16 protein-coding genes are annotated in these 21,639 nt (G+C 63.8%); 9 read left to right on the top strand and 7 right to left on the bottom strand.

The annotated features are described in order from the left end of the window. Positions 1–2: 2 nt before the first annotated feature. Positions 3–605: a class I SAM-dependent methyltransferase gene (locus ACZYTC_RS03965; protein WP_488988957.1), complete on the bottom strand. Its 603-nt coding sequence runs from the start codon at positions 603–605 to the stop codon at positions 3–5. Between the two features lie 184 nt (positions 606–789). Here ACZYTC_RS03965 and pepN point away from each other — a divergent pair, with 184 nt between their 5' ends. Then, positions 790–3,411: an aminopeptidase N gene (gene pepN / locus ACZYTC_RS03960; protein WP_488988956.1), complete on the top strand. Its 2,622-nt coding sequence runs from the start codon at positions 790–792 to the stop codon at positions 3,409–3,411. A gap of 360 nt (positions 3,412–3,771) precedes the next feature. After that, the gene (locus tag ACZYTC_RS03955) at positions 3,772–6,063 is read left to right on the top strand and encodes a sensor histidine kinase (RefSeq protein WP_434957303.1); all 2,292 of its coding nucleotides are present in this window, start codon (positions 3,772–3,774) and stop codon (positions 6,061–6,063) included. A 35-nt stretch (positions 6,064–6,098) separates the two neighbouring features. On the opposite strand, the gene ACZYTC_RS03950 is transcribed toward ACZYTC_RS03955, so the two are convergent. The 3 genes from ACZYTC_RS03950 to ACZYTC_RS03940 all read right to left on the bottom strand — a co-directional run bounded on the left by ACZYTC_RS03950 (position 6,099) and on the right by ACZYTC_RS03940 (position 9,663). Beyond that, on the bottom strand, positions 6,099–6,317 hold the full coding sequence (locus ACZYTC_RS03950; RefSeq protein WP_434957304.1) for a DUF3450 domain-containing protein: 219 nt from the start codon (positions 6,315–6,317) through the stop codon (positions 6,099–6,101). Then, on the bottom strand, positions 6,314–6,619 hold the full coding sequence (gene clpS, locus ACZYTC_RS03945) for an ATP-dependent Clp protease adapter ClpS (RefSeq protein WP_434957305.1): 306 nt from the start codon (positions 6,617–6,619) through the stop codon (positions 6,314–6,316). Before clpS ends, ACZYTC_RS03950 begins: the two co-directional genes overlap by 4 nt. A 131-nt stretch (positions 6,620–6,750) precedes the next feature. Further along, positions 6,751–9,663: a bifunctional [glutamine synthetase] adenylyltransferase/[glutamine synthetase]-adenylyl-L-tyrosine phosphorylase gene (locus ACZYTC_RS03940; RefSeq protein ID WP_488988955.1), complete on the bottom strand. Its 2,913-nt coding sequence runs from the start codon at positions 9,661–9,663 to the stop codon at positions 6,751–6,753. A gap of 71 nt (positions 9,664–9,734) precedes the next feature. Between ACZYTC_RS03940 and ACZYTC_RS03935 the strand changes: the two genes are divergently transcribed. Further along, positions 9,735–10,379: a CHAP domain-containing protein gene (locus ACZYTC_RS03935; protein WP_488988954.1), complete on the top strand. Its 645-nt coding sequence runs from the start codon at positions 9,735–9,737 to the stop codon at positions 10,377–10,379. Here the strand turns inward: ACZYTC_RS03935 and ACZYTC_RS03930 are convergent. From ACZYTC_RS03930 to ACZYTC_RS03920, 3 genes are all read right to left on the bottom strand, one after another. Further along, the gene (locus ACZYTC_RS03930) at positions 10,341–11,789 is read right to left on the bottom strand and encodes a sensor histidine kinase (protein ID WP_434957308.1); all 1,449 of its coding nucleotides are present in this window, start codon (positions 11,787–11,789) and stop codon (positions 10,341–10,343) included. The two genes, ACZYTC_RS03935 and ACZYTC_RS03930, sit on opposite strands and share 39 nt — an antisense overlap. Positions 11,790–11,861: 72 nt before the next feature. Then, the gene (locus ACZYTC_RS03925) at positions 11,862–12,542 is read right to left on the bottom strand and encodes a response regulator transcription factor (protein WP_434957309.1); all 681 of its coding nucleotides are present in this window, start codon (positions 12,540–12,542) and stop codon (positions 11,862–11,864) included. Positions 12,543–12,788: 246 nt separating this feature from the next. After that, positions 12,789–14,327, bottom strand: a complete 1,539-nt coding sequence (locus ACZYTC_RS03920) for a Do family serine endopeptidase (protein WP_488988953.1) — start codon at positions 14,325–14,327, stop codon at positions 12,789–12,791. 369 nt (positions 14,328–14,696) lie between these two features. Between ACZYTC_RS03920 and ACZYTC_RS03915 the strand changes: the two genes are divergently transcribed. The 6 genes from ACZYTC_RS03915 to ACZYTC_RS03890 all read left to right on the top strand — a co-directional run bounded on the left by ACZYTC_RS03915 (position 14,697) and on the right by ACZYTC_RS03890 (position 21,549). Then, positions 14,697–15,227, top strand: coding sequence for an RNA polymerase sigma factor (locus ACZYTC_RS03915; RefSeq protein WP_488988952.1), 531 nt, complete (start codon positions 14,697–14,699; stop codon positions 15,225–15,227). 66 nt (positions 15,228–15,293) lie between these two features. Continuing rightward, positions 15,294–16,232 carry a FecR family protein gene (locus ACZYTC_RS03910; RefSeq protein ID WP_434957312.1) on the top strand — a complete coding sequence of 313 codons (939 nt, stop codon included), beginning with the start codon at positions 15,294–15,296 and terminating at the stop codon, positions 16,230–16,232. Between the two features lie 268 nt (positions 16,233–16,500). Continuing rightward, positions 16,501–19,104 (top strand): TonB-dependent receptor, encoded by a 2,604-nt coding sequence (locus ACZYTC_RS03905; protein WP_488988951.1) that lies wholly within the window; start codon positions 16,501–16,503, stop codon positions 19,102–19,104. Positions 19,105–19,229: 125 nt separating this feature from the next. Next, positions 19,230–20,225 (top strand): tonB-system energizer ExbB, encoded by a 996-nt coding sequence (gene exbB, locus ACZYTC_RS03900; RefSeq protein WP_488988950.1) that lies wholly within the window; start codon positions 19,230–19,232, stop codon positions 20,223–20,225. A gap of 5 nt (positions 20,226–20,230) precedes the next feature. Beyond that, positions 20,231–20,668: a TonB system transport protein ExbD gene (gene exbD, locus ACZYTC_RS03895; protein WP_434957315.1), complete on the top strand. Its 438-nt coding sequence runs from the start codon at positions 20,231–20,233 to the stop codon at positions 20,666–20,668. Further along, complete coding sequence (locus ACZYTC_RS03890) at positions 20,665–21,549, top strand: TonB family protein (protein WP_434957316.1); 885 nt, start codon at positions 20,665–20,667, stop codon at positions 21,547–21,549. The genes exbD and ACZYTC_RS03890 overlap by 4 nt, the downstream gene beginning before the upstream one ends. Positions 21,550–21,639: the final 90 nt, after the last annotated feature.

Below are 21,639 nucleotides of genomic sequence, written 5' to 3'. Positions count from 1 at the left end.
CGTCATGGAATCGCGGCGTCATCGGCGGCGACCCGGCATCCCCGGCGACTGATACGATAGACGACAGCCGGAGGAAAATTGCGCAATGTCCAGCCGATCCTGTCGGAGCGCAGCCCCAGGGCTCGCAAGATCCTCTCAGGGATGGGGCATTTCAGTCCATAGGTGAACTGATAGAAAGCGCCCCCCTGGATCAGGCGTTCGAAACAGTCCCCAATCAGGGCATAGAGATCGTTGCGGCTGAGATTCGGCAAAGGCAACCCGCTGACGATGGCGCCGAAGCTGCGATTTCGCAAAGCCTCCTCGCGTGCGATCTCCCTGACATCGATCGGGAGCAATCGCGCATGCGGGAAGCGGTCTTGTAGGCCGGTGACGAAGGATTCTTCGCGCTCGATCAGGGTGATGTCGTCCTCTGCGATGCCCCGCGCCATGAGCGCCTGGGTGAAGATGCCGGTACCGGGGCCAAGTTCGAGCACCGGTGCCGACACGGCGGTGATTTCCCGGGTGATCAGCGCCGCCAGAACGGCACTGGAGGGCGTCACCGACGCAATGCGCAAGGGCCGCCTCAGCCAGGCGCGGAAGAACCGCGATCTATCGGAATTGAGCATCGAAACCTTCGTGTTGGCGTGGAAAGCACGCGTCACGAACGGCACCAACATTACGGCACTCTGGCGAAGACGATCGATACCATCCTCTCGAACCGGCGCGCCCCGGGTTGCGGTGCACGCCCCTCATCCGTCATGATGAGGGATAGCCGACGATTCAGATTGTCCCTGCCGGAATGAAGCCCCTATGACCGAAGCTGCCCTGGAACCCGTTCGCCTCGCCGACTATCGGGTCCCCGCCTTCCTGATCGATACGGTGCATCTCGATATCCGGCTCGAGCGGACGCAGACGCGTATCGTTTCCACCCTCACTCTGCAGCGCAATGCGCGCAGCTCGGGGCAGGATGCCTTGAAGCTCGACGGCGACAGCCTCGTCTTCGTGGAGGCCTGGCTCGACGGCGTGTCGCTGCCATCGGAAGCCTATTCGGTTTCGCCCAATGGCTTCAGCCTCCACCATCCGCCCGCCGAACCTTTCACGCTGGCCATCGAGACGCGCCTGGATCCGTCCGCCAATACCCAATTGATGGGGCTCTACCGATCCAATTCGGCCTATTGCACCCAATGCGAGGCCGAGGGCTTCCGGCGCATCACCTATTTCCTCGACAGGCCGGACGTATTGTCGGTCTACACCACAAGGATCGAGGCCTCGTTCCAGGAAGCGCCGGTACTGCTCGCCAACGGCAATCGGACCGAGCACGGCTCCTTGGCCGACGGCCGTCACTTTGCCGTCTGGCACGACCCCTTCCCCAAGCCCTCCTATCTCTTCGCCATGGTGGCGGGCGACCTTGCCATGGTGGCCGACAGCTTCACCACCCGTTCCGGACGGCAGGTCAGGCTGGAGATCTATGTCGAGCATGGCAAGGAGGATCGCTGCGCCTATGCCATGGATGCCCTCAAGCGCTCGATGCGCTGGGACGAAGAGGCCTTTGGCCGGGAATACGACCTCGACATCTTCATGGTCGTCGCCGTGTCCGACTTCAACATGGGCGCCATGGAGAACAAGGGCCTCAACATCTTCAACGACAAATATGTGCTGGCCCTGCCCCAGACGGCCACGGACGGCGACTTCGCGGCTGTCGAGGCCATCATCGCGCATGAATATTTCCACAACTGGACGGGCAATCGCATCACCTGCCGCGACTGGTTCCAGCTCTGCCTGAAGGAAGGCTTGACGGTCTTCCGCGACCAGGAATTCTCCTCCGACCAGCGCTCGCGGCCCGTCAAGCGCATCAATGACGTCAAGCTCCTTCGCAGCCAACAATTCTCCGAGGACGGCGGGCCGCTCGCCCATCCTGTCCGGCCTGAAATCTATAACGAGATCAATAATTTCTACACGGCCACGGTCTATGAGAAGGGTGCCGAGGTCGTGCGCATGCTCAAGACCCTGATCGGCGGGGAGGCCTTCGCCGCCGGCATGGATCTCTATTTCCAGCGCCATGACGGAGAGGCTGTCACCATCGAGGATTTCCTGACCTGTTTCGCCGAGGCAAGTCGGCGCGATCTCGGCCAGTTCATGCTCTGGTACAGGCAATCGGGTACACCGGAGATCCGCGCCGAAGGACGCTGGGACGAGCAGGCCGGCACCTATCACCTCAACCTGAAGCAGATCCTGCCGGCGACGCCGGGTCAGCCCAACAAGCAACCGATGCTGTTCCCGATCCGCCTCGGTCTGGTCGGCGAGGAGGGCGATCTTGCCGTCACGCTCGACGGCCAGCCTTTCGATGGCCTGGTGGCCCTGGCCGAATCCGAGCGCAATTTTGTGTTTGGCAATGTGCGCCAAGCGCCCGTCCCCTCGCTGCTGCGCGGCTTCTCGGCCCCGGTCAAGCTCACGGTCGCGCTCGACGAGGAAGCTCTGCTGACCCTGCTCAAGGCTGACAGCGACCCCTTCAACCGCTGGCAGGCGTCCCAGAGCTACGCACTCAAGCTGCTGTTGCGGCTGGTCAAGGATCCGGCGACCCCGGTCGATCCGCGCTTCGTCGCGGCTGTCCGTGGCCTCCTTGTCGAGGGGGCCGCCGATCCGGCCTTCACCGCGCTCTCCCTGGCCTTGCCCAGCGAAACGGATATCGCCCGTGAAATCGGCAATGACGTCGATCCGCAGGCGATTTATCAGGCCCGCTCGATTCTGCGGCAGACCTTGGCTCGGGAGTTGCAGGTCGACCTGCTGCGCACGATCGAGACCATGACGGTGGCGGGCCCCTATTCGCCCCAGGCCGCCGATGCCGGACGGCGTTCCCTGCGCAACGGCGCACTCGATCTGGCCTGTGCCGGAGGAACCGCACGAGCACTCGATGTCGCCGCGACGCAGTTCGACAAGGCCGACAACATGACCGACGAGATGGCGGCGCTCGCCACGCTAGCCCTGTCGGGCACGCCGGCCGGCGAACGAGCCTTGCGCAGCTTCCGGGAACGCTACGACAGCGATCCACTGGTCATCGACAAATGGATGGGCGTGCAGGCGATGCTGCCGCTTGAGGCCACGCTGGACCGCGTCAAGGAACTCATGCGCGATCCCGCTTTCTCCCTGCATAATCCCAACCGCGTCAGGGCCTTGATCGGCACCTTCTGTTCCGCCAACCAGACCCAGTTCAATCGCCCCGATGGCGAAGGCTACCGCTTCGTCGCCGACATCATCCTGGCGATCGACCCGAAGAATCCGCAATTGGCGGCCCGGCTCCTGGTCGCGTTCAAGACCTGGCGCTCGCTCGAGCCAGGCAGGCGCACCTTGGCGGCGGCGACGTTGCGCGATATCGCAAGGCGGCCGGGGTTATCGCGCGACGTTGCTGACATCGCGCAAAGATCGCTTGCATGAACCGGTTGTTGCAACTATGCGGTCATTTCTGGCGAGGCTGGCCATTGCAATCGAGAGTACTGGTGCCTCTAGGGAAGCATTCATAGGCTGCACCCGATGGAAAGCAGCCCCGCCCCACCACATCTTGTGGTATAGAGTTTTCAGCCCCATACATGTAGCCCAAGCATCAAGATTTCGTCTTGAATCGGGCGCGAATTCTTCGCTTTTCAGCCGCAAATGGACACAAATAATTAAAAAAGTGTTCACGCCGACTCTAGACAAATCACGTGAAGGTTGATTCTTATAGCCTTATCGATTCGGGGGCGGTGATGAACACCTGCTCTATCGCAAATTCTCAGATAAGGCTGGAAGGGCTTAGCAATGGCGCGTGCAAACGCGACACATGCGTCTTTGCGCGCGCCGGGCATCCGGGGCCTTGCCAAGACACTGGTCTGCCCAACCTATAGGCGACTGATCGGGCTTGAGCCGATCCTGCGCAAGGCCGTGCCCTTGCTGATCATTGCCTTCCTTGCCGTCATTGCACTCGCTGCCTTCATCCAGGCCCGCGACAGCCGCCAGCAAGCCATGCAGGATGCCGGCCGCAACCTCGATCTGATCGTCTCGGCCGCCGCCGCGCAACTGAGCGCGATCGTCGCCCAGAGCGGCCGCGTGCCGACCCGTGCCGCGATCACGGCTCCCGACCACGTCCTGCTTGCCGTGATCACGCCGCATGGCCGCCTGCTCAACGACAACGGCGACGTCGCCGGCCTGATCGGCGCGATCGGCGACCGCGTCAGCGGCCAGTTGACCGTCACGGTCGGTGGCACCGCCATGCTCGCTTCGATCGGCACCAGTGAGAGCCTGCGCATCGTCGCCGCCAAGCCCGTCGACGATATCCTGGAGGGCTGGTATGCCCTCAGCGGCCGTCTGCTCGTCTTCACCACCACCACCGGCGGCGTGCTGCTGATCCTGGGCTTTGCCTATTACTGGCAGGCTTCGCGGGCGCGCCGGGCCGACGATATCTACAACAATGTGCGCAACCGGCTGGAAACCGCGCTCAGCCGTGGGCGCTCCGGCCTGTGGGACTGGGATCTCGAGGCCGGACGGGTGTTCTGGTCGGATTCGATGTTCCATCTGCTCGGCTACGAGCCGCAGGATGATCTTCTGGTCCATAGCGACATCGATCGGCTGATCCATATCGACGACGGTGGCTTGCGCACCCTTTCCGCCGAACTGCTGGCCAAGGATCCGCCACTCGCAATCGACCGGCGTTTCCGCATGCGTTGCGCCAATGGCGAATGGATCTTCGTGCGCGTGCGCGGCGAACTGGTCTATGGCCCGCAAGGCAACAAGCGGCTGATCGGCATCGTCGTCGACGAAACCGAGGAGCGGCGCTTCGCCGAGCACACCAAGCGGGCCGATTTGCGCCTGCGCGACGCCATCGAGACCATCTCGGAGGCCTTCGTATTGTGGGACGCCGGCAACCGCCTAGTGATCTGCAATTCCAAGTTCCAGGCCTTGCACAATCTGCCGGATGGTCTCGTCCGCCCCGGCACCCATTACAGTGCCATCGTCGAGGCCGGCTCCCAGCCGGTGGTGCGCACCAACATGTCCGCCAACGCACCGATCGAGCGTGGCGCCCGCACCTTCGAGGCGCAGCTCCAGGACGGCCGCTGGCTCACCATCAACGAGCGGCGCACCAAGGATGGCGGCTATGTCTCCGTCGGCACCGACATCACCTCGCTGAAGGAGCAGCAGACCCGGCTGATGGACAGCGAGCGCAGCCTGATCGGCATGATCGCCGACCTCAAGCGTTCCCGGCAGGTGCTCGAACGCCAGACCCAGGAATTGGCCGAATTGGCTGAAAAATATGCCGAGGAGACGATCAAGGCCGAGTCCGCCAACCGGGCCAAGTCGGAATTCCTCGCCAATATGAGCCATGAGCTACGCACGCCGCTCAACGCCATCATCGGCTTTTCCGAATTGATGGAGAACGGCACCTTCGGCTCGCTCGGCCAGCCGCGCTATGTCGGCTATTGCAAGGACATCAACGACAGCGGGCGCTATCTCCTGAATTTCGTCGACGACATTCTCGAAATGTCGAAGATCGAAGCTGGCGAAGTCACGCTGCAACGCGAACTCGTGGCGGTCGACAGGCTGCTCGGCGACCTCCTGCGGTCGATCCGGCCCGAGACGGAAGCAAAGAAGCTCAGCCTCCACCCCTCCTGGAGCAATGGCGTGAACGTTCAGGCCGATCGCCGAGCCCTGCGCCTGATCATGAACAATCTTCTCTCCAATGCCATCAAGTTCACGCCGGAAGGCGGCAGGATCGGCGTGCGCATCCGCCAGCACGGCAACCGGGTTGCCCTCTATGTCGAGGATTCCGGCATCGGCATTCCGGCGGAAGCGATCGGCAAGCTCGGCCGCCCCTTCGAGCAGGTTCAGACCCAGTTCACCAAGACGCATAAAGGGTCGGGCCTCGGCCTTTCCATCGCCAAATCCCTGGCGGAATTGCATGGCGGCTCGATCCGTATCCGCTCCGCCGTGGGCGTCGGCACCGTCGTCATGGTGGTGCTGCCGGTCGAAGCCACGCGTCCGATGATCGAACCGGCCATCCCCGTCCTGATGCGCCCCGTGCCGAGACGGCCGGCATCGGCAGCCTTGCTGCACTGACGCCGGCGCAATCGCCTCGGCCACCTTTTGCGTGGTCAGGTTCGGCTCGTGCCCCCTTTACCGGTGTTTTCAGCACCATCCATCTGCTGTTGCAGCGCCGCCAGCCGCGCCTCCTGAGCGGCGATGCGGTCGGCCAGGAGGTCCTCGTTCGCGGCCCCGGAGGATGCCGCCGCCTGCTCCATCAATTGACGGATGTTCTCGCGAATGATCGCGATCTCGGCATCGTAGGATTGTATCGTGCGGGGCGTGTTCATTCTTCCGGCTCCGTGGTGAACAACAGGGGATAGCCCTGGCTGCGCGCCATCTCCGTCGCCCGCGTGGCCTTTGTCTCGGCGATGTCGTGCGCAAAGACAGCCACCACACAGACGCCTCTTTGATGGGCGGTAAGCATAACGCGATAGGCCTGTGACTCGTTCATACGGAATTCGGCCTTGAGCACCATCACCACGAATTCCCGGGGCGTATAGTCGTCATTGACCAGAATGACCTTGTGCAGCCGCGGCCGCTGGGTCTTGAGTTCGGTCTTGGTACGAGGGCGAAAGTCAGTGTCGCTCATTGGCAGAAATCTCCCAATGAAGGCTCCCGTCTGGAAGCGAGGATCAATCCCATTCTTCCACGTCCCGACGGCAAAATCGAGCCCGCTCGAAGGGTGTCGGCGAACGAGCGAGCCCGTCCCTGCGTGAGGCCTTACTTTCCGCCGACGATCTGCTTGAAGATATCCCGCACCTGGGTCTGCGTCACCCCGATGACGGCATTGAGCTCGTCGAAATCGCTGCATTCGGCCACATGGCTGAGCAGGATCTTGCCGGTCTCAGAGGTCTTGTCTGGATCGAGATTGCCGCCGACGCAAAAGCGGATCACCTGGGAAAGAGCGGTGTAGAGCCGCCAGGACTCGGTGAGGCGCCGATGCGCCGTCTTGGCCAGCACACCGGCCTCCATTGCCTTGTCGAGAGCCCGGCCGGTATTGACGTCGAGTATCGCCGGATGCTCGGCCGCATGCAGGAGCTGAAGCGTCTGGGCGATGAATTCGATGTCGACCAGGCCGCCCCGGGCATTCTTGAGGTCCCAGGACCCACGCCCACCTTTCTCGCTTTCGAGCAGGGCCCGCATTTCCGCGACATCCTTGAGTATCCTGCGGGGCTCGCGCTTCACGGTGAGGATCCCTGCGATCGTTTCCGCGACCAGCCGCCCGAACTCGGCATCTCCGGCGACGACGCGCGCGCGCGTCATCGCCATATGCTCCCAGGTCCAGGCTTCCTTGAGCTGATAGTCCCTGAACCCATCGATATGGATGGCGACCGGCCCCTTCTGACCGGAAGGGCGCAGCCGCATGTCGACGGAGAAGGCCGTCCCCTCCCCCGTCGGAGCCGAGAGGGCGGCGATCAGCCGCTGCGTCAGCCGGGCGAACCAGACCGAAGGCGCGATCGAACGTGGCCCGTCGGTTTCGACGGCATCGGGATCATGGTCATAGAGCACGATCAGGTCGAGGTCGGAGGAGGAGGTCAGTTCCCACCCGCCGAACTTGCCCATGGCGATGATGCCGACACGGGCGCCGGGGGGGCTGCCATGGGCCTGCTTCAACTCGGTGATGACGAGATCGAGCAAGGCCCTGACCACGGCCTGTGCCAAAACGGTGATCTGCTCGCCGACCAGCAGGGGATCGAGTTCCCCGGAAAGCAGGCGGGCGCCAAGCACGAAAATGCGTTCGCGCACGAAAATGCGCACGAGGTCGAGCTTGTCCTCGTAGCTCTCGCCCGTCGCGAGCGCGCCGGCGAGGCGACCGTCGATCCAGGCCTGTGCGTTGAACCCCTGAGCATCGCTTCCCTCCGTGCCATGATCGAGCAGGCCGTCGAGCGCATGAGGGCGCCGCACCAGCACCTCGGCCAGGCGCGGCGCTACGCCAACGATACGGGCGAGCACGGAAAACAGCTTGGCGTTGTTGCGCAGAATCGAGAAGAGCTGGTAGCCCGAGGGCATGCGGGCGAGCAGCCCGTCGAACACGAACAGGGCCTTGTCGGGCCTGCCCTCCTTGGCCAGTGCCTGCAGCAAGGCGGGCGTGAGCTCGGTAAGATCCTCGCGGGCCTTGGCCGAGCGCATGGCGGGGTAGCGCCCGTGATGCCAGCCGCGGATCATCTCCGCCACCTGCGAGGGCGAGGCATAGCCCAGGCGCTCCAATGTCTTCAGGGTCTCCGGGTCGTTCTCCTTGCCGGTGAAAACCAGGCTGCCGACGTCGCTGGCGAGCGGCGCCGATGCCTCGAACAAGCGGGCATAATGCTGCTGCACGGTTTCCAGGCGGGCGATCAGCGCCTTGGAAAAGGCGCCCACATCTGCATAGCCGGCAAAGCGGGCAAACTCCAGCAGAGCCGTCTTCTCCGTGGGCAGGCTGTGGGTCTGCTCGTCCGCCATCATCTGAAGACGATGTTCGAGCCCGCGCAGAAAATCATAGGCCTCGGTCAACTGGTCGCGCGCCTGCGGCGTGATCCAGCTGGCCTCCTGCAAGGCCGCAAGCATGGCAATGGTGCCGCGTCCCCGTAGATCGGGATTGCGGCCGCCGGCGATCAACTGCTGGGTCTGCACGAAGAACTCGATCTCGCGGATGCCACCGCGACCGAGCTTGAGATTATGCCCGGCCACGGCGATCGCCTCATGACCCTTATGGGCATGGATCTGCCGTTTCATGGCATGGACGTCGGCAATGGCGGCATAGTCGAGATGACGCCGCCAGATGAAGGGCACCAGCCCGGCGAGGAAGCGCTCACCCAGCGCGATGTCACCGGCGCAGGCGCGCGCCTTGATCATGGCCGCCCGTTCCCAGTTCTGCCCGACGCTTTCATAATAGCCATAGGCAGCGGGAAGCGAGATGGCGATCGCGGTGGCGCCCGGATCGGGGCGCAGGCGCAAGTCCACCCGGAAGACATAGCCGTCCGCCGTGCGTTCGGACAACAGCTTGACCAGCCCCTGGGTCAGACGCACGAAGAAGGGCGCCGGCTCCAGCCCTTCGCGCAAGGGCGCCGTTTCGGGATCGTAGAGGACGATCAGGTCGACATCGGATGAATAATTGAGTTCGAACGCCCCCTGCTTGCCCATAGCCAATGCCACCAGACCGCAATCCCTGTCCGGATTTTCAGGGTCGACGGGCAGGAAGCGGCCTGCGGCGGCCGCCTCGCGCAGCAGGAAACGCAAGGCCAGCGTCGCGCTTTCGTCGGCAACACGGGTCAAGGCCATCGTGACCTCGGCGAGACACCAGGCGCAACCGAGATCGGCGATGCCGATCAACAGGGCAGCCTCCTGCTTGAGCAGGCGCAACGCCCGCATGGCCTCGGCGATATCGGCCGCAGCGCTGCACTGGGCCCTGGCCCGCGCAATCGCCGCTTCGAGCACGGTCTCGGGTGCTCCGGCCAGGATACGCTCCAGCCGCACCGGATCAGCCAGAGCCAGCCCCCACAGGAAGGGCGAGGCCGTGGCAAGCCCGGCCAGCACGGCATGGTCCGGTCCGCCTTCCAGCGCCGCGGCCACGGCGGGCTGACCGACCGGATCCAGGGCCTCCGCCAGATCGGCGAAACGGGATTTGACACGACGTTTGTCTTCAATGGGAATCATGCCGCCGCCTCGCCACAATCTTTCGGTCTTTCTCGTTGTTCCTCGCGATAGCATTGACCCGGAAAAATCGCATGCGCAAATGGCTGGTATTGAGTGCTCTTGTCGTGGTTCTGTGCGGCACGGGCGCCTATGTCTTTCTGCGCGGCTTCGAATGGAAAGGCAGCCCTTGGGCGAACGGCACGGCGATCGCGAGCCTGGACGGTGTTGCCGTCTATGACAACGGCCCGATCTTCACCGTCTCCCATGGTCGCCATTATGCCGGCGACGGCACCTATTTTGGCCAGAAATGGCAGTGTGTCGAATTCATCAAGCGCTATCTCTACCAGGCTCGCGGCCATGTCATGCCCGATGGCATGGGCCACGCGATCAGTTTCTTCGACGAGGAGACCCCGCATGGGGCGCTCAATCTCAGGCGCGGCATGCTGCAGTTTCGCCAAGGCGAGACGGAGCCGCCGCGCAAGGGTGATCTGATCGTGTTTGCCGGCGCCAGCGGCTATGGCCATGTCGCCATCGTTGCCGCAACCGGCGACGATTTCGTCGAGATCGTGCAGCAGAATGCCAGCCCGGCCCGCCAGCGCCTGGTACTATCGCGCAGCAAGAATATCGGCGGCTTCCTGGTCGAGCACGCGTTGCCCACCCTGGGCTGGCTGCGCGTCCCTACCCTGCTTGCAGATGAGTTAGGGCCGCAGGCGAAGGCCGGGGCGGCGCAGGGCTAGCCTGGACTGAGCCGATTCTTCGGCGGGCTTGTCGGGCAATTCCAGCACCACACGTAGGCCTGGCTGATTGTCCTCCAGCCGGATACTGCCGCCATGCAGCTTCACCATGGCGGAGACGAGCGCCAGGCCAAGGCCGGAACCGGGACGCGTCCGGCTCGACTCCAGCCGGACAAAGCGTTCGAGCACCCTCTGCCGATCGGCCTGTGGAATGCCGGCGCCATGATCTGCCACACTGAGAATGATGCGGCCCTCCCGCTTCTCGGCCGCAATCGTCACGTCACCGGCTGGTCCGCCCTCCTCCTTGGGGCTGTATTTGAGGGCGTTGTCGATGAGATTGGCCAGCGCCTGGCTGACCAGTTCGCGATTGCCGCGCAGCGGTAGGGGCGACTGCGCCGCTACCACGATCCTGGCACCGCTCTCCTCGGCAACGGGTTCATAAAGTTCCGCCACCGCATGTACGGCCTCGGCGACGTCGAACTCGCTGAGCGCCCCGTCGATGCGGCCTCCTTCGGCCCGCGCGATCATCAAGAGCGCGTTGAAGGTACCGATCAGCTTGTCCGATTCCTCGATGGTACGATCGAGCGCGGTACGGTAGGCGTCCTCGTCCCTGGCCGTGCGCAAGGCTTCCTCGGCGTGGTTGCGCAGGCGCGTCAACGGCGTCTTGAGATCATGGGCGATGTTGTCGGAAACTTCCTTGAGGCCGGCCATCAACTCCTGGATGCGGTCCAGCATGGCGTTGGTCGTCGAAGCCAGCCTGTCGAATTCGTCATCCGTTCCCGCAACCTTGAGGCGCCGGGCAAGATCGCCATCGATGATGGAGCGGCTGGTGGCATTGATATCGTCGAGACGATGCAGAACGCGCCGCGCCACGAACCAGCCGCCCGCCACGCCAAGCAGCATGATCAGCCCGACCGACCACAGCGCCGCGTTGAACATGATCGCGCGCACGCGGCTCTGCTCGTCGAGATCGACGCCGACCAGCAGCTTGTAGCCGTCCTGCAGGGCGAAAACCCGCACCAAGGCCGTGCGGGGCCCGGCCTTGCCGCCATCGTCGCGACGATAGGGAATATTGCTGAGACCCGGCTTGTCGAGCACGCCGTCCGGCAGCTCGGTGACATTACCCGCAAGCGCTTCTCCCTGCGGCGTGGTGAGCAGATAAAGCAGCGACCCCGGCCTGCGGGTGCGAGCCTCGATGGTGGAGGCCAGCAGCATCACGCCGCCCTGGGCATATTCGTCGCTCAGACCGTTGATTTCGCTGTTGATCGAATTGCTGATCTGCGAGCCGAGCAGGCGCTGCGCATTCCAGAAGAAATAACCCAGCAGCGAGGCTGCAAACAGCGTGAACACCAGGAGATAGGCGGCCATCAGCTTGAAGGCCGTGGTTCGGATCAGTTTTCGCAGTCCGGTCACAGCCAGTCTTTCCGAGTCCGCCTCCGATGCGGTGTTCCTGGTGCTCACGCCTGAAAACTCTGCCGGGACAGCTTACTTGGCACTGTCGCGGATCATGTAGCCCGCCCCGCGGATGGTGTGCAGCAGAGGCTTCTCGAAACCCTTGTCGAGCTTGGAGCGCAGGCGCGAGACATGGACGTCGATGACGTTGGTACCGGGATCGAAGTGATAGTCCCAGACGTGCTCGAGCAGCATGGTGCGCGTCACCACCTGGCCGGCATTCTTCATGAGGTATTCCAGGAGCCGGAATTCGCGCGGCTGGAGGTCGATCTCTTCGCCTGCCCGCTTGACCACATGGGACAGACGGTCGAGCTCAAGATCGCCGACCCGATAGACCGTTTCCTCACCCTTGCCGGCCCGCCGGCGCGACAGCACCTCGACCCGGGCCAGAAGTTCCGAGAAGGCATAGGGCTTGGGCAGGTAGTCGTCCCCGCCAGCCCGCAGCCCCTTGACCCTGTCATCGACCTCACCGAGCGCCGACAGGATCAGGGCCGGCGTCTGCGTATCCTCGAGGCGCAGACGCGAGATCATGGAAAGACCGTCGAGCTTGGGCAGCATGCGATCGACGATCAGCACGTCATAGGGGCCATCCTTGGCCATCGCATAGCCGCTCAGACCATCCGCGGCATGGTCGGCAATATGTCCCGCTTCCGAGAAGGCCTTGACCAGGTAAGCAGCTGCGTCGCGGTCGTCCTCGACGATCAGAATACGCATTTTGGTTTCAGACTCAGTCACGTTTTGAGTTGAAGGCGTCTGAGACGAGCTTTGCCACATTTCCAGGTCACCTCATAGGGGCGCAATGACCTGCGCCCTGCAGCATTCACATTCATGTTCAAAAATGCAGCCCCCTCCTCACTCTCCTCCGACCGAAGGAGACGGGATGGGCCCCGCATGGGATCTGAACCGTAAATTGATCCGGTTGCCCATGCCGGGCAGCCGGATCAGTCTTCAGCGGTCGGATCAGACCTTGCCGATCGGCAGGGCGACGAAGTGCAGACCGTCATTGTTCTTCACGCGCAGCAGCACGGTGCGCTTGGAGTCGGCCTTGGCGCTCGAGAGGATCTCGCGAACCTCACGTACATTGCTCACCTGCTTGCCGGCAATGTCGAGAATGACATCACCCGGGCGCAGTGATTCGGAGGCAGGGCTGCCCGGATCGACGTCGGTCACCACCACGCCGGCCTTGCCGGCACCCGCCACGGCCGCGGCAGGAGCGAGTTCGACACCCAGACCGGCGAGCGAGCTCTTACCGCCTGTGTCGTCATCCTGCAGAGACCGCGCATCCGCCAACTGCTTGTCGCCCGGCAGCTTGCTGGTCTCGACCTTGATGCTCTGCTCCTTGCCATCACGCCAGACCGTCAGGTCGGCGGTCTCGCCGGGCTTCACATCGGCAATTGCACGGGCCAGCTCACGGGAATCGGCGATTTCCTTGCCGTTGACGGCCGTGATGGCGTCACCCGACTGCAGGCCGGCCTTGGCGGCGGGGCCATTCTTGGTCACGTCGGCGATCAGCGCACCCGCGGCCTTTTTCAGGCCGATCGAGTCGGCGATATCCTGGTTCACCGGCTGGATCTGCACCCCGATATAGCCGCGCGTCACCTGGCCGTCGGACTTCAGCTGCGAGACCACGCGAGAAACCGTCTCGGCGGGAATGGCGAAGCCGATACCGATCGAACCGCCGGACGGCGAGTAGATCGCGGTGTTCACACCGATCACGCGGCCGGAGAGGTCGAAGGTCGGCCCGCCCGAATTGCCGCGATTGACGGGAGCGTCGATCTGCAGGAAGTCGTTATAGGTCGAGTTGTTGAGGTCGCGGCCGCGGGCCGAGACGATGCCCGCCGTCACGGTGCCACCCAAGCCATAGGGATTGCCGACGGCCAGGACCCAGTCGCCCACGCGCGGCTCGTTCTGCATTTCGAGCTCGACAAAGGGGAATTTGACAGCGTCATCCTTGACCTTGAGCAGAGCCAGATCGGTCTTCGGATCGACGCCGATCACCTTGGCGGTATAGGTCTTGCCGGCATCGGTGACGACATCGACTTCCTTGGCATGGTCGACGACATGGTTGTTGGTCACGACATAGCCGTCAGCCGAAATGAAGAAACCGGACCCCAACGCCATGCCGAACTGCTTGCGAGGCCGGCCGGGCTGCATATTGCCGCCGCCACCCGGGCCATTGAAGAAGAACTCGAACGGATTGGGCGGCGCACCGTCATTCTCATCGTCCGAGACGTTGGCGTTGGTCTCGGTCTTCACCTTGATGGAAACGACGGCGGGACGCACCTTCTGCACGATGTCGGCAAAGCCGGGCTGGGCGACCTGGCTCTGGGTCTGCGCGAAAGCGGGTGTGACAGGCGGCATGACCACGAAGTTGCCGGCAACCGCGCCGGCGACGCCAAGGCCGAACACGGCAGCCATCAGGCGCGTGCGGCGCCGGGCGAGAATGCCGGATTTCGCCTGCACGTCCCTGGGCTTCATGTCATGATCAGATGAATTCATCGTGATAGGCTCCATAATGACTCGGCCTTCCGTTCGGAGAGGCCGGTCGCCTTTGCTTCAGCGCCCCCATTCAGCGCCGTTGCCGGTGACAATGCCCTGACCAACATTACGACTCTTTTTCCGTGGGATTACTCTTTAGTAAGTCGCCGCTTTTTTTCTTAAGGCGCCCATGGTGCCACGGGAGCACCCGTCTGCATCGCCTCCAAATGAACATGGATCATATGTCGCGCGAGTTCAGCGCCGCTTAGAACTCATCTAAATTATTGATGTTGCAGGGAAATTATTGATATAGTATCAGATCGCGACATCACTTGACGCGCATCGCTTGGATGAAGCGCGGCTTTCGCTTCCCTTCCCGATGCAGCGCCGATGACGACGATCACCTCGCCCGACACCCGTGACGACCTGATGTCGCTCTATCTACGCCAATGGAAGGCGTTGCGGGGCCTGTTGCGGAAGCGGAGCGGTTCCCACGATCTGGCCGAGGAGGCCGTGCAGGAGACCTGGCTGCGGCTGGCGGACATGAAAAATCCGCGTGCACCCATTCAGGATCCCCAGGCCTTCCTGCTGCGTGTCGCCGGCAACATTGCCATCGATCTCGCCCGCAAGGAGCGGCGGCACGCCGCCCACTGCATCAGCGACGAGATGATATTGGCGGCGGTCGCCGACAGCGCCCCCAGCCCCGAGACGATCACGATCGATTGCGATCAGTTGCGTTTCCTGGCGATCGGGCTATCGAAGCTGGCTCCCAAACCGCGGGCGGCGTTGCTGTTGAGCCGTTGCGAAGGGCTCTGCCATCGCGACATTGCAAGCCGTCTCGGTGTTTCCGAAAGCATGGTGGCGCGTTATCTGGTCCAGGCCTTGCGTAATTGCCGCGACCATTTCCGTGCCGCCATCTGAGCTTCCTCGTACGATGGCGTTGTAGAATGCGCCGCCGCGGAAAATCCCTAGAATCGCGACAGACAGATGGACCCAGGCACCACAAGACGGCAGGCGGATCTCGCGCTCAGCGATGCCGCGATAGATTGGCTGGTGAAGCTGCATTCCGGCCGGGCCGGCAAAGCCGACCATGAGGCTTTCGCGGCCTGGCGCAAGCAGAGCTCCGAGCACGAATTGGCCGCCCGCGAAGCCGAGACGATCTGGCATGGCATCGGCATTGCCGGGAAGAAGGTTCAGCGCAGTGCCCGCGCCAAACTGACAAGGCGGGCTGTGCTCGGCGGGGTGGCGATCGGCGGATTGGCCGTTGCCGGCTCCAGCCTTCTACGTCCGCATCTGTTCGCCGAACACAGCACCGGCGCCGGCGAGCGCTCAACCATAACGCTGCCGGACGGTTCCACCGCCCTTCTCAACGGCGACAGCGCACTGGACGTCGCCTTCGATGCCGGCCAGCGGCGCCTACAACTCCTCAATGGCCAGGCACTGTTTCAGGTCATGCCCGATGCCGGACGGCCTTTCATCGTGACCGCCAATGGCGGCCAGGCCCGGGCTGTCGGTACAGTCTTCGATGTCGACATCCGCTCGCACGAGGTGGTCGTCACCGTGGTGGAGGGACGGGTGGACGTGATGGCCGGCACCCGACCTGGCTCAGGCGTACTGGCGGCAGCCGATCAGCGGGTGCGTTATGGCGCCGACCGGCAGCCATCGCCAGCCGAGCCCGTCGACGCCGAATCCGAAACGGCCTGGCGCAGGGGCAAGCTCATCTTCAATCGGAGGCCCTTGGGGGATGTCGTGGTCGAGATTGAGCGCCAGCGCCGCGGCAGGATCATGATCGCCAGCGCCCGCTTGCAGTCTCTGGAGGTGACGGGAGTGTTCGATCTCGCCGATCCGGAGTCCATTCTCTCCACCATCGAGGCGACGCTTCCCGTCAAGGTCACGCGGCTGCCCTTCGTCACCATCCTGCATTGAGGCTGTCCAACGACGAGCGCCCGGAACGCCGCTTCGCCCGCCCTGCCGCATCATTTCGAAATTTTCTTCCCGATGCGGTGCAAGATCGCCTCGCTCGTTTCGTCCTCAAGATATGGGGTCTGGCAGGCGTTGCAGACAATGCACGCCCTCCTCCCTTTTGGTCAGCGGGACGGGATTGATGGGCGGCAGAAGATCAGGATATGACAAGGGGTGCGGCTTTGGCGGCTTCACCACAATTGCACTTTTGGGATCGGTATCGATCTGTCTGGTGCTGGGTTCGACGTTTGGTACAGGCGGCCACGCCTACGCCCAACCGTCGCAGCAGGGAAGCATTCGCCTCGACATCCCCCAACAGGGTCTCGGGTCGGCCCTCACCCGTTTCGCCGATCAAGCCGGACTGCGCCTGCTGTTCGCCTCGTCCCTGGTTGCCGACCGGACCAGTCCTGCCCTTTCCGGCAGCTACACCCGCGAACAGGCCCTTTCGCGCCTGCTCGCCGGCACGGGTCTCTCCTACAGTTTCACCAGCGTCAACACCGTGACCATCAGCGGGCGCGCCACCAGCACGGTGGGGCCCGTTGCCGATGACGGTTCGCTGGTGCTCGACGTCATCACCGTGACGGCCAGCAAGGGCGGCAATCCGCAGGAAGCTCCCTATGAGACGCCGGCACCCACCGCCTACATCTCGGAAAAGGCCATTGAGCGCTTCCGGGGGTCGAGTCCGGCCGACATATTCCGGGGCACGCCGGGCGTGACATCGGGCGAAGCGCGCAACGGCGCCGGCGCCATCGATGTGAATATCCGCGGCATGCAGGGCATGGGCCGCGTCGCGGTGACGGTCGACGGCGCCGAAAACGCGGTGACCGTCTATCAGGGCTATCAGGGCACCTCCAACCGCACCTTCGTGGATCCCGATCTTCTCGGTGGCATCGACATCACCAAGGGATCGGACGTCACCTCCAACGGCATTGCCGGCACCGTCGCCATGCGCACGCTGGACGCGGCCGACATCGTGGAGGACGGCAAGAATTACGGCGTGCGATTCCGCGGCGGGTTCGGCACTAACACCTCTTCGCCGAAGGCTGGCGCGGTCGCCGGCTACCAGTGGCCTTACGCCTCCTGGGCTCCGCCCGTCGCCACGCCTTCCCCGACCGGCATGAACAGCCCCGCCCTCCTGTCACCGACAAGCGGATCGGGCAGCGTCGTGGCAGCAGTCAAGCAAGAGAATTTCGACCTGCTCGCAGGCTATGCCTATCGCAAGCAGGGCAATTACCATGCGGGATCGAACGGCCCCTCGGCCTATCCCATCCATCTGGGGCCACGCCGCGTCTGTTCCAATCCCTCCTTCTGCGAGAACTACAAGGACTATATCGCGAATGGCGGCATCGCCAATTATCGCGCCGGCGAGGAGGTGCTGAACACCCAGCTGGAAACGCAATCATGGATCGTCAAGGGAACGATGCGTTTCGGCGACGGCCAGAGCATGGAGCTCGGCTATAACGGCTTTCGCAGCGAAGCTGGCGACCTCTTGGCATCGCGGCTTACCAATAACCGGGGACAGGCGGTCCAGCAGGCCCAGACCACCGGAACTTCGGTCGATACCGTCACGTTGCGCTACCGCTGGAAGCCCGAGGACAATGATCTCATCAATCTGAAGACCAATCTGTGGTGGAGCAAGCTGGAGATGCGCAATCCCCTGCGCGCCGGCTACAGGCCGCCCAAGCCGGGGGACTTCCGCTCCGGGTCCGACACGGACATGTGGGGCGCCGAGATCACCAACACCTCCAAGTTCCTGTTCGCCTATGGCTCGGCCGACCTGACCTATGGCGTCTCCTATCGGGGTGAGGACACCCGCCCTAGCCGCGGCACCAAGGAGGCGGAAACCTGGCTGGACCTGCGCGACGGCATCCGCCATGAAGCAGCCGGTTTCGCCAAGGTCGCCTGGAAGCCTGTCGACTGGCTCACCCTCAATGGGGGCCTGCGCTACCAGCATTTCTGGTCCGAGGACCGCAACGCCCCCGAGCAGGTGCGCCCCGACTACACCTACAATACCAGGCTGGCCAAGGGCGGCTTCAGCCCCTCGATCGGGGTAACGCTGGAGCCCATCGATGGCGCCCAGTTCTACGTCAACTATTCCAACGCAATGCGGCTGCCCAGCATCATGGAGTCGGTCTCGGCCTTCACCATGAACGTCAATTCCCAGCTGAAGCCCGAGCGTTCCAGCAATTGGGAGGTCGGCACCAATCTGCGCCGGGAAGGTCTTCTGTCGGCGCATGACAAAGGCATGCTGAAGCTGGGTTATTTCGACTGGACCGTCGACGACTACATCGCCCGCCAATGGTACGCATTCCCCAACGGCTCTTCGGGCATGCGCATCTTCAACATCGACCGCGCCCATTTTTCCGGCCTGGAACTGTCCGGACGCTATGAGCTCGGCGGCTTCACGGCGGACCTTGCGGCCAACTACTACACCAATGTCGAGTTCTGCCGCACCGCCGGAACCTGCGAGAACAAGTCGCTCTATGCCGACTATGCGACCAACCATATTCCGCCCCGCTATTCGCTGGCACTGACGTTGTCCCAGAAGCTGATGGACGACACGCTCACCATCGGCGGCCGGATTTCCCATGTCGGCGCCCGCGCCATCGGCCATGGCGACGTGACGGCGCAGGGCGCTTCCCAGTTCATCGCCCTGGTCGACTGGGAACGGCACACGCTGGTGGACGTGTTCGCCGAATACAAGTTCAGCAAGAACCTCACGGGCAGCGTCCGCGTCGAGAACCTGACCGACCAATATTACGTCGACCCCTTGAGCCTGGTGCAGCAACCGGGGCCCGGGCGCACCTTCTATGCCTCGCTGACCGCTAAATTCTGACGGCATCGGCCCGAACTCGGTTCGATCGACCGAGTTCGGGCCTTTTTCCAATGAGATGACCACACCTCCCAGCCTCGGAGCGGGCCCCGACATCCTGGCCGGGATGGGAGAGCAACAGGACGAAGATGTATCCCTACCTCCAGAACCGCTGCCGCCCATCCCTTGCCATCCGTCATAGCATCGTGGTGGCGTCGGTGCTGCTGCTCCCGCCAGGCGTTGCGCTGGCTCAGGCGCCGGCGTCAGCTCCCGGGTCTCCGGTCGAGCCCGGACAAGTGACACCGCCCGTGCCACCCCTTCCGGCATCCGCACCGGACGCGGCGCCGTCACCGGCGCCCGCCTTCCTCGAAGATCCGATCGGAGCCGTAGGTCACCTGTTCGAAGCGATGCCCGCATCGGGGCCAGGCCACGACCTCTCGCCCTGGGGCATGTTTCTGGCCGCCGATTGGGTGGTGAAGACAGTGATGCTCGGGCTTGCATTCGCCTCGCTGGTGACCTGGACGGTGTGGCTGGCCAAGACAGTCGAGATCGCCTGCGCCGCCGCTCGCGCCAAGCGAGCCCTTGCGGCAATCGCCGGATCGACGGACTTGTCGCAAGCCATGCACGCCCTCACCGGTCGTGGCGGGCCGGGAGCGGCCATGGTGCGCTCGGCGGAGGATGAATTGCGTCGGTCGCTGCCGGCCCTCGACCATGCCGGCAGCGACGGGGTGAAGGAGCGCGTCGCCTCCCGCCTCTCGCGCATCGAGGCGCAGGCGGGGCGCCGGCTGACCCGGGGCACCGGCATCCTGGCCACCATCGGCTCCACCGCACCCTTTGTCGGCCTGTTCGGCACGGTCTGGGGCATCATGAATGCCTTCATCGGCATCTCCCGCACCCAGACCACCAATCTCGCGGTGGTGGCGCCCGGCATTGCCGAGGCCCTGCTGGCGACCGCGATCGGCCTGGTTGCCGCCATACCCGCCGTCGTCATCTACAATCTCTTCGCTCGCGCCGTCGTCGGCTATCGGCAACGTCTGGCCGATGCCACGGCCGCGGTGGAGCGCCTGGTCAGCCTCGAACTGGACCTGCGCCGCATACCAATCCCCGACACCATGGCCGCAAGAGCCGCCATGGCGGCAGAGTGATCGCCATGGCGGGAGGATTGCGCGAAGACAGCGGAATTGAGCTTACCGAGAACCACGAGATCAACGTCACACCCTTTATCGACGTCATGCTGGTGCTATTGATCATCTTCATGGTGGCGGCACCCCTATCGACCGTGGATATCGCCGTCGACCTTCCGGTATCCACGGCCATGCCGGTGGAGCGCCCCGACAAACCGCTCTATCTGACGCTGAAATCCGACCTGTCGCTCGCACTCGGCAATGAGCCGGCCCAGCGCGAGACCCTCGCGGCCTCTCTCGACAATTTCACCGCCAATGACAGGCAGGCCCGCATCTTCCTGCGGGCCGACAAATCGGTGAGCTACGAGCAGCTGATGACTCTGATGAACCAGCTGCGCGAGGCCGGCTATCTCAAGATTGCGCTGGTCGGGCTGGAGAGTGTGCCGGAGGACGCGCGGCCGTGACCGATTGGGCCATTACGGATCATGGCAACCGCGCCGCCGATCTGGCGTTGTGGGTTGGCGCCGGCCTCCTCACGCTGGGAATCCATCTGGGGGCGGCGGTCTGGTACCTGCAGCCATCGCCAGCAGCGCCGGCAGCCGATGCGCCCCCGCCAGCGATCATGATCGAGTTCGCGCCGATGCCTGAGGCAAGGGAGACCCAGGCGAACGAGATTTCTCCCGATCTGCGCCCGGCGGAACCCCAGGCAGCAAGCGAGGCGGTCACGACACCCGAGGAAGCCGTGCCGCCCGAGCCCGTCAAGGAAGTCCCGGCTCCCGAACCGGTGACGGAGGCGGCCAAGCCCGAGCCGACGATGGAAACGACCCAGACGCCTGTCGAGCAGGCCGAGGTTGCGCTTCCCCAGGAGCGGCCCGTGCAAAAGCAGGCGAAGCAGGAGACCGCGCGCCGGGAAGAGCCAAAGAAGCCTCTCAAGCAAAAGCCGGCCAAGCCTCGTCGCCAACAGGCTCAGGAGGCCTCGAAAGCGGCCGTCGAGGCACAGGTCCAGGCCAGCCAGTCCAGCCGCAATGCCGCCCGGCAAACCAGCTCCAGCCAGGTGTCCGGCCCGGCGCCGGCGCAGTGGCGCTCACAGTTGATCGCGCATCTGGAACGGCGCAAGCGCTATCCCGCCGACGCCCGTTCGCGCGGAGAACGAGGCATCGCCTATGTACGCTTCCGGATCGATGATGCCGGCAACGTCCTCGCCGCCTCGCTCTACCGTTCCTCGGGTTTTGCGGAACTCGATCAGGAGGTGGTGTCCCTGGTCCGCCGCGCCTCGCCTGTTCCGCCTCCCCCAGCCGGCATGAACCGGACGATTACAGCGCCGGTTTTGTTTGATTCAAGATGAGATCGCGCACGAATAACCAAGCGGAGCAGAAAAGATGCCGGGCGGCACGATAGCCGACCAAGTCCGGTCCGCGATGAACCTTGTCGGCCA

This window comes from Labrys sp. F242, from assembly GCF_057813875.1.
Note: the sequence above shows the minus strand (reverse complement) of the source record. Positions and strands in the feature narration are given on the sequence as shown.

Coding starts and splice junctions, on each gene's coding strand:
- ACZYTC_RS03965 (WP_488988957.1), bottom strand. CDS start 605: ATGCTCAATTCCGATAGATCGCGGTTCTTCCGCGCCTGGCTGAGGCGG.
- pepN (WP_488988956.1), top strand. CDS start 790: ATGACCGAAGCTGCCCTGGAACCCGTTCGCCTCGCCGACTATCGGGTC.
- ACZYTC_RS03955 (WP_434957303.1), top strand. CDS start 3,772: ATGGCGCGTGCAAACGCGACACATGCGTCTTTGCGCGCGCCGGGCATC.
- ACZYTC_RS03950 (WP_434957304.1), bottom strand. CDS start 6,317: ATGAACACGCCCCGCACGATACAATCCTACGATGCCGAGATCGCGATC.
- clpS (WP_434957305.1), bottom strand. CDS start 6,619: ATGAGCGACACTGACTTTCGCCCTCGTACCAAGACCGAACTCAAGACC.
- ACZYTC_RS03940 (WP_488988955.1), bottom strand. CDS start 9,663: ATGATTCCCATTGAAGACAAACGTCGTGTCAAATCCCGTTTCGCCGAT.
- ACZYTC_RS03935 (WP_488988954.1), top strand. CDS start 9,735: ATGCGCAAATGGCTGGTATTGAGTGCTCTTGTCGTGGTTCTGTGCGGC.
- ACZYTC_RS03925 (WP_434957309.1), bottom strand. CDS start 12,542: ATGCGTATTCTGATCGTCGAGGACGACCGCGACGCAGCTGCTTACCTG.
- ACZYTC_RS03920 (WP_488988953.1), bottom strand. CDS start 14,327: ATGAATTCATCTGATCATGACATGAAGCCCAGGGACGTGCAGGCGAAA.
- ACZYTC_RS03915 (WP_488988952.1), top strand. CDS start 14,697: ATGACGACGATCACCTCGCCCGACACCCGTGACGACCTGATGTCGCTC.
- ACZYTC_RS03910 (WP_434957312.1), top strand. CDS start 15,294: ATGGACCCAGGCACCACAAGACGGCAGGCGGATCTCGCGCTCAGCGAT.
- exbB (WP_488988950.1), top strand. CDS start 19,230: ATGTATCCCTACCTCCAGAACCGCTGCCGCCCATCCCTTGCCATCCGT.
- exbD (WP_434957315.1), top strand. CDS start 20,231: ATGGCGGGAGGATTGCGCGAAGACAGCGGAATTGAGCTTACCGAGAAC.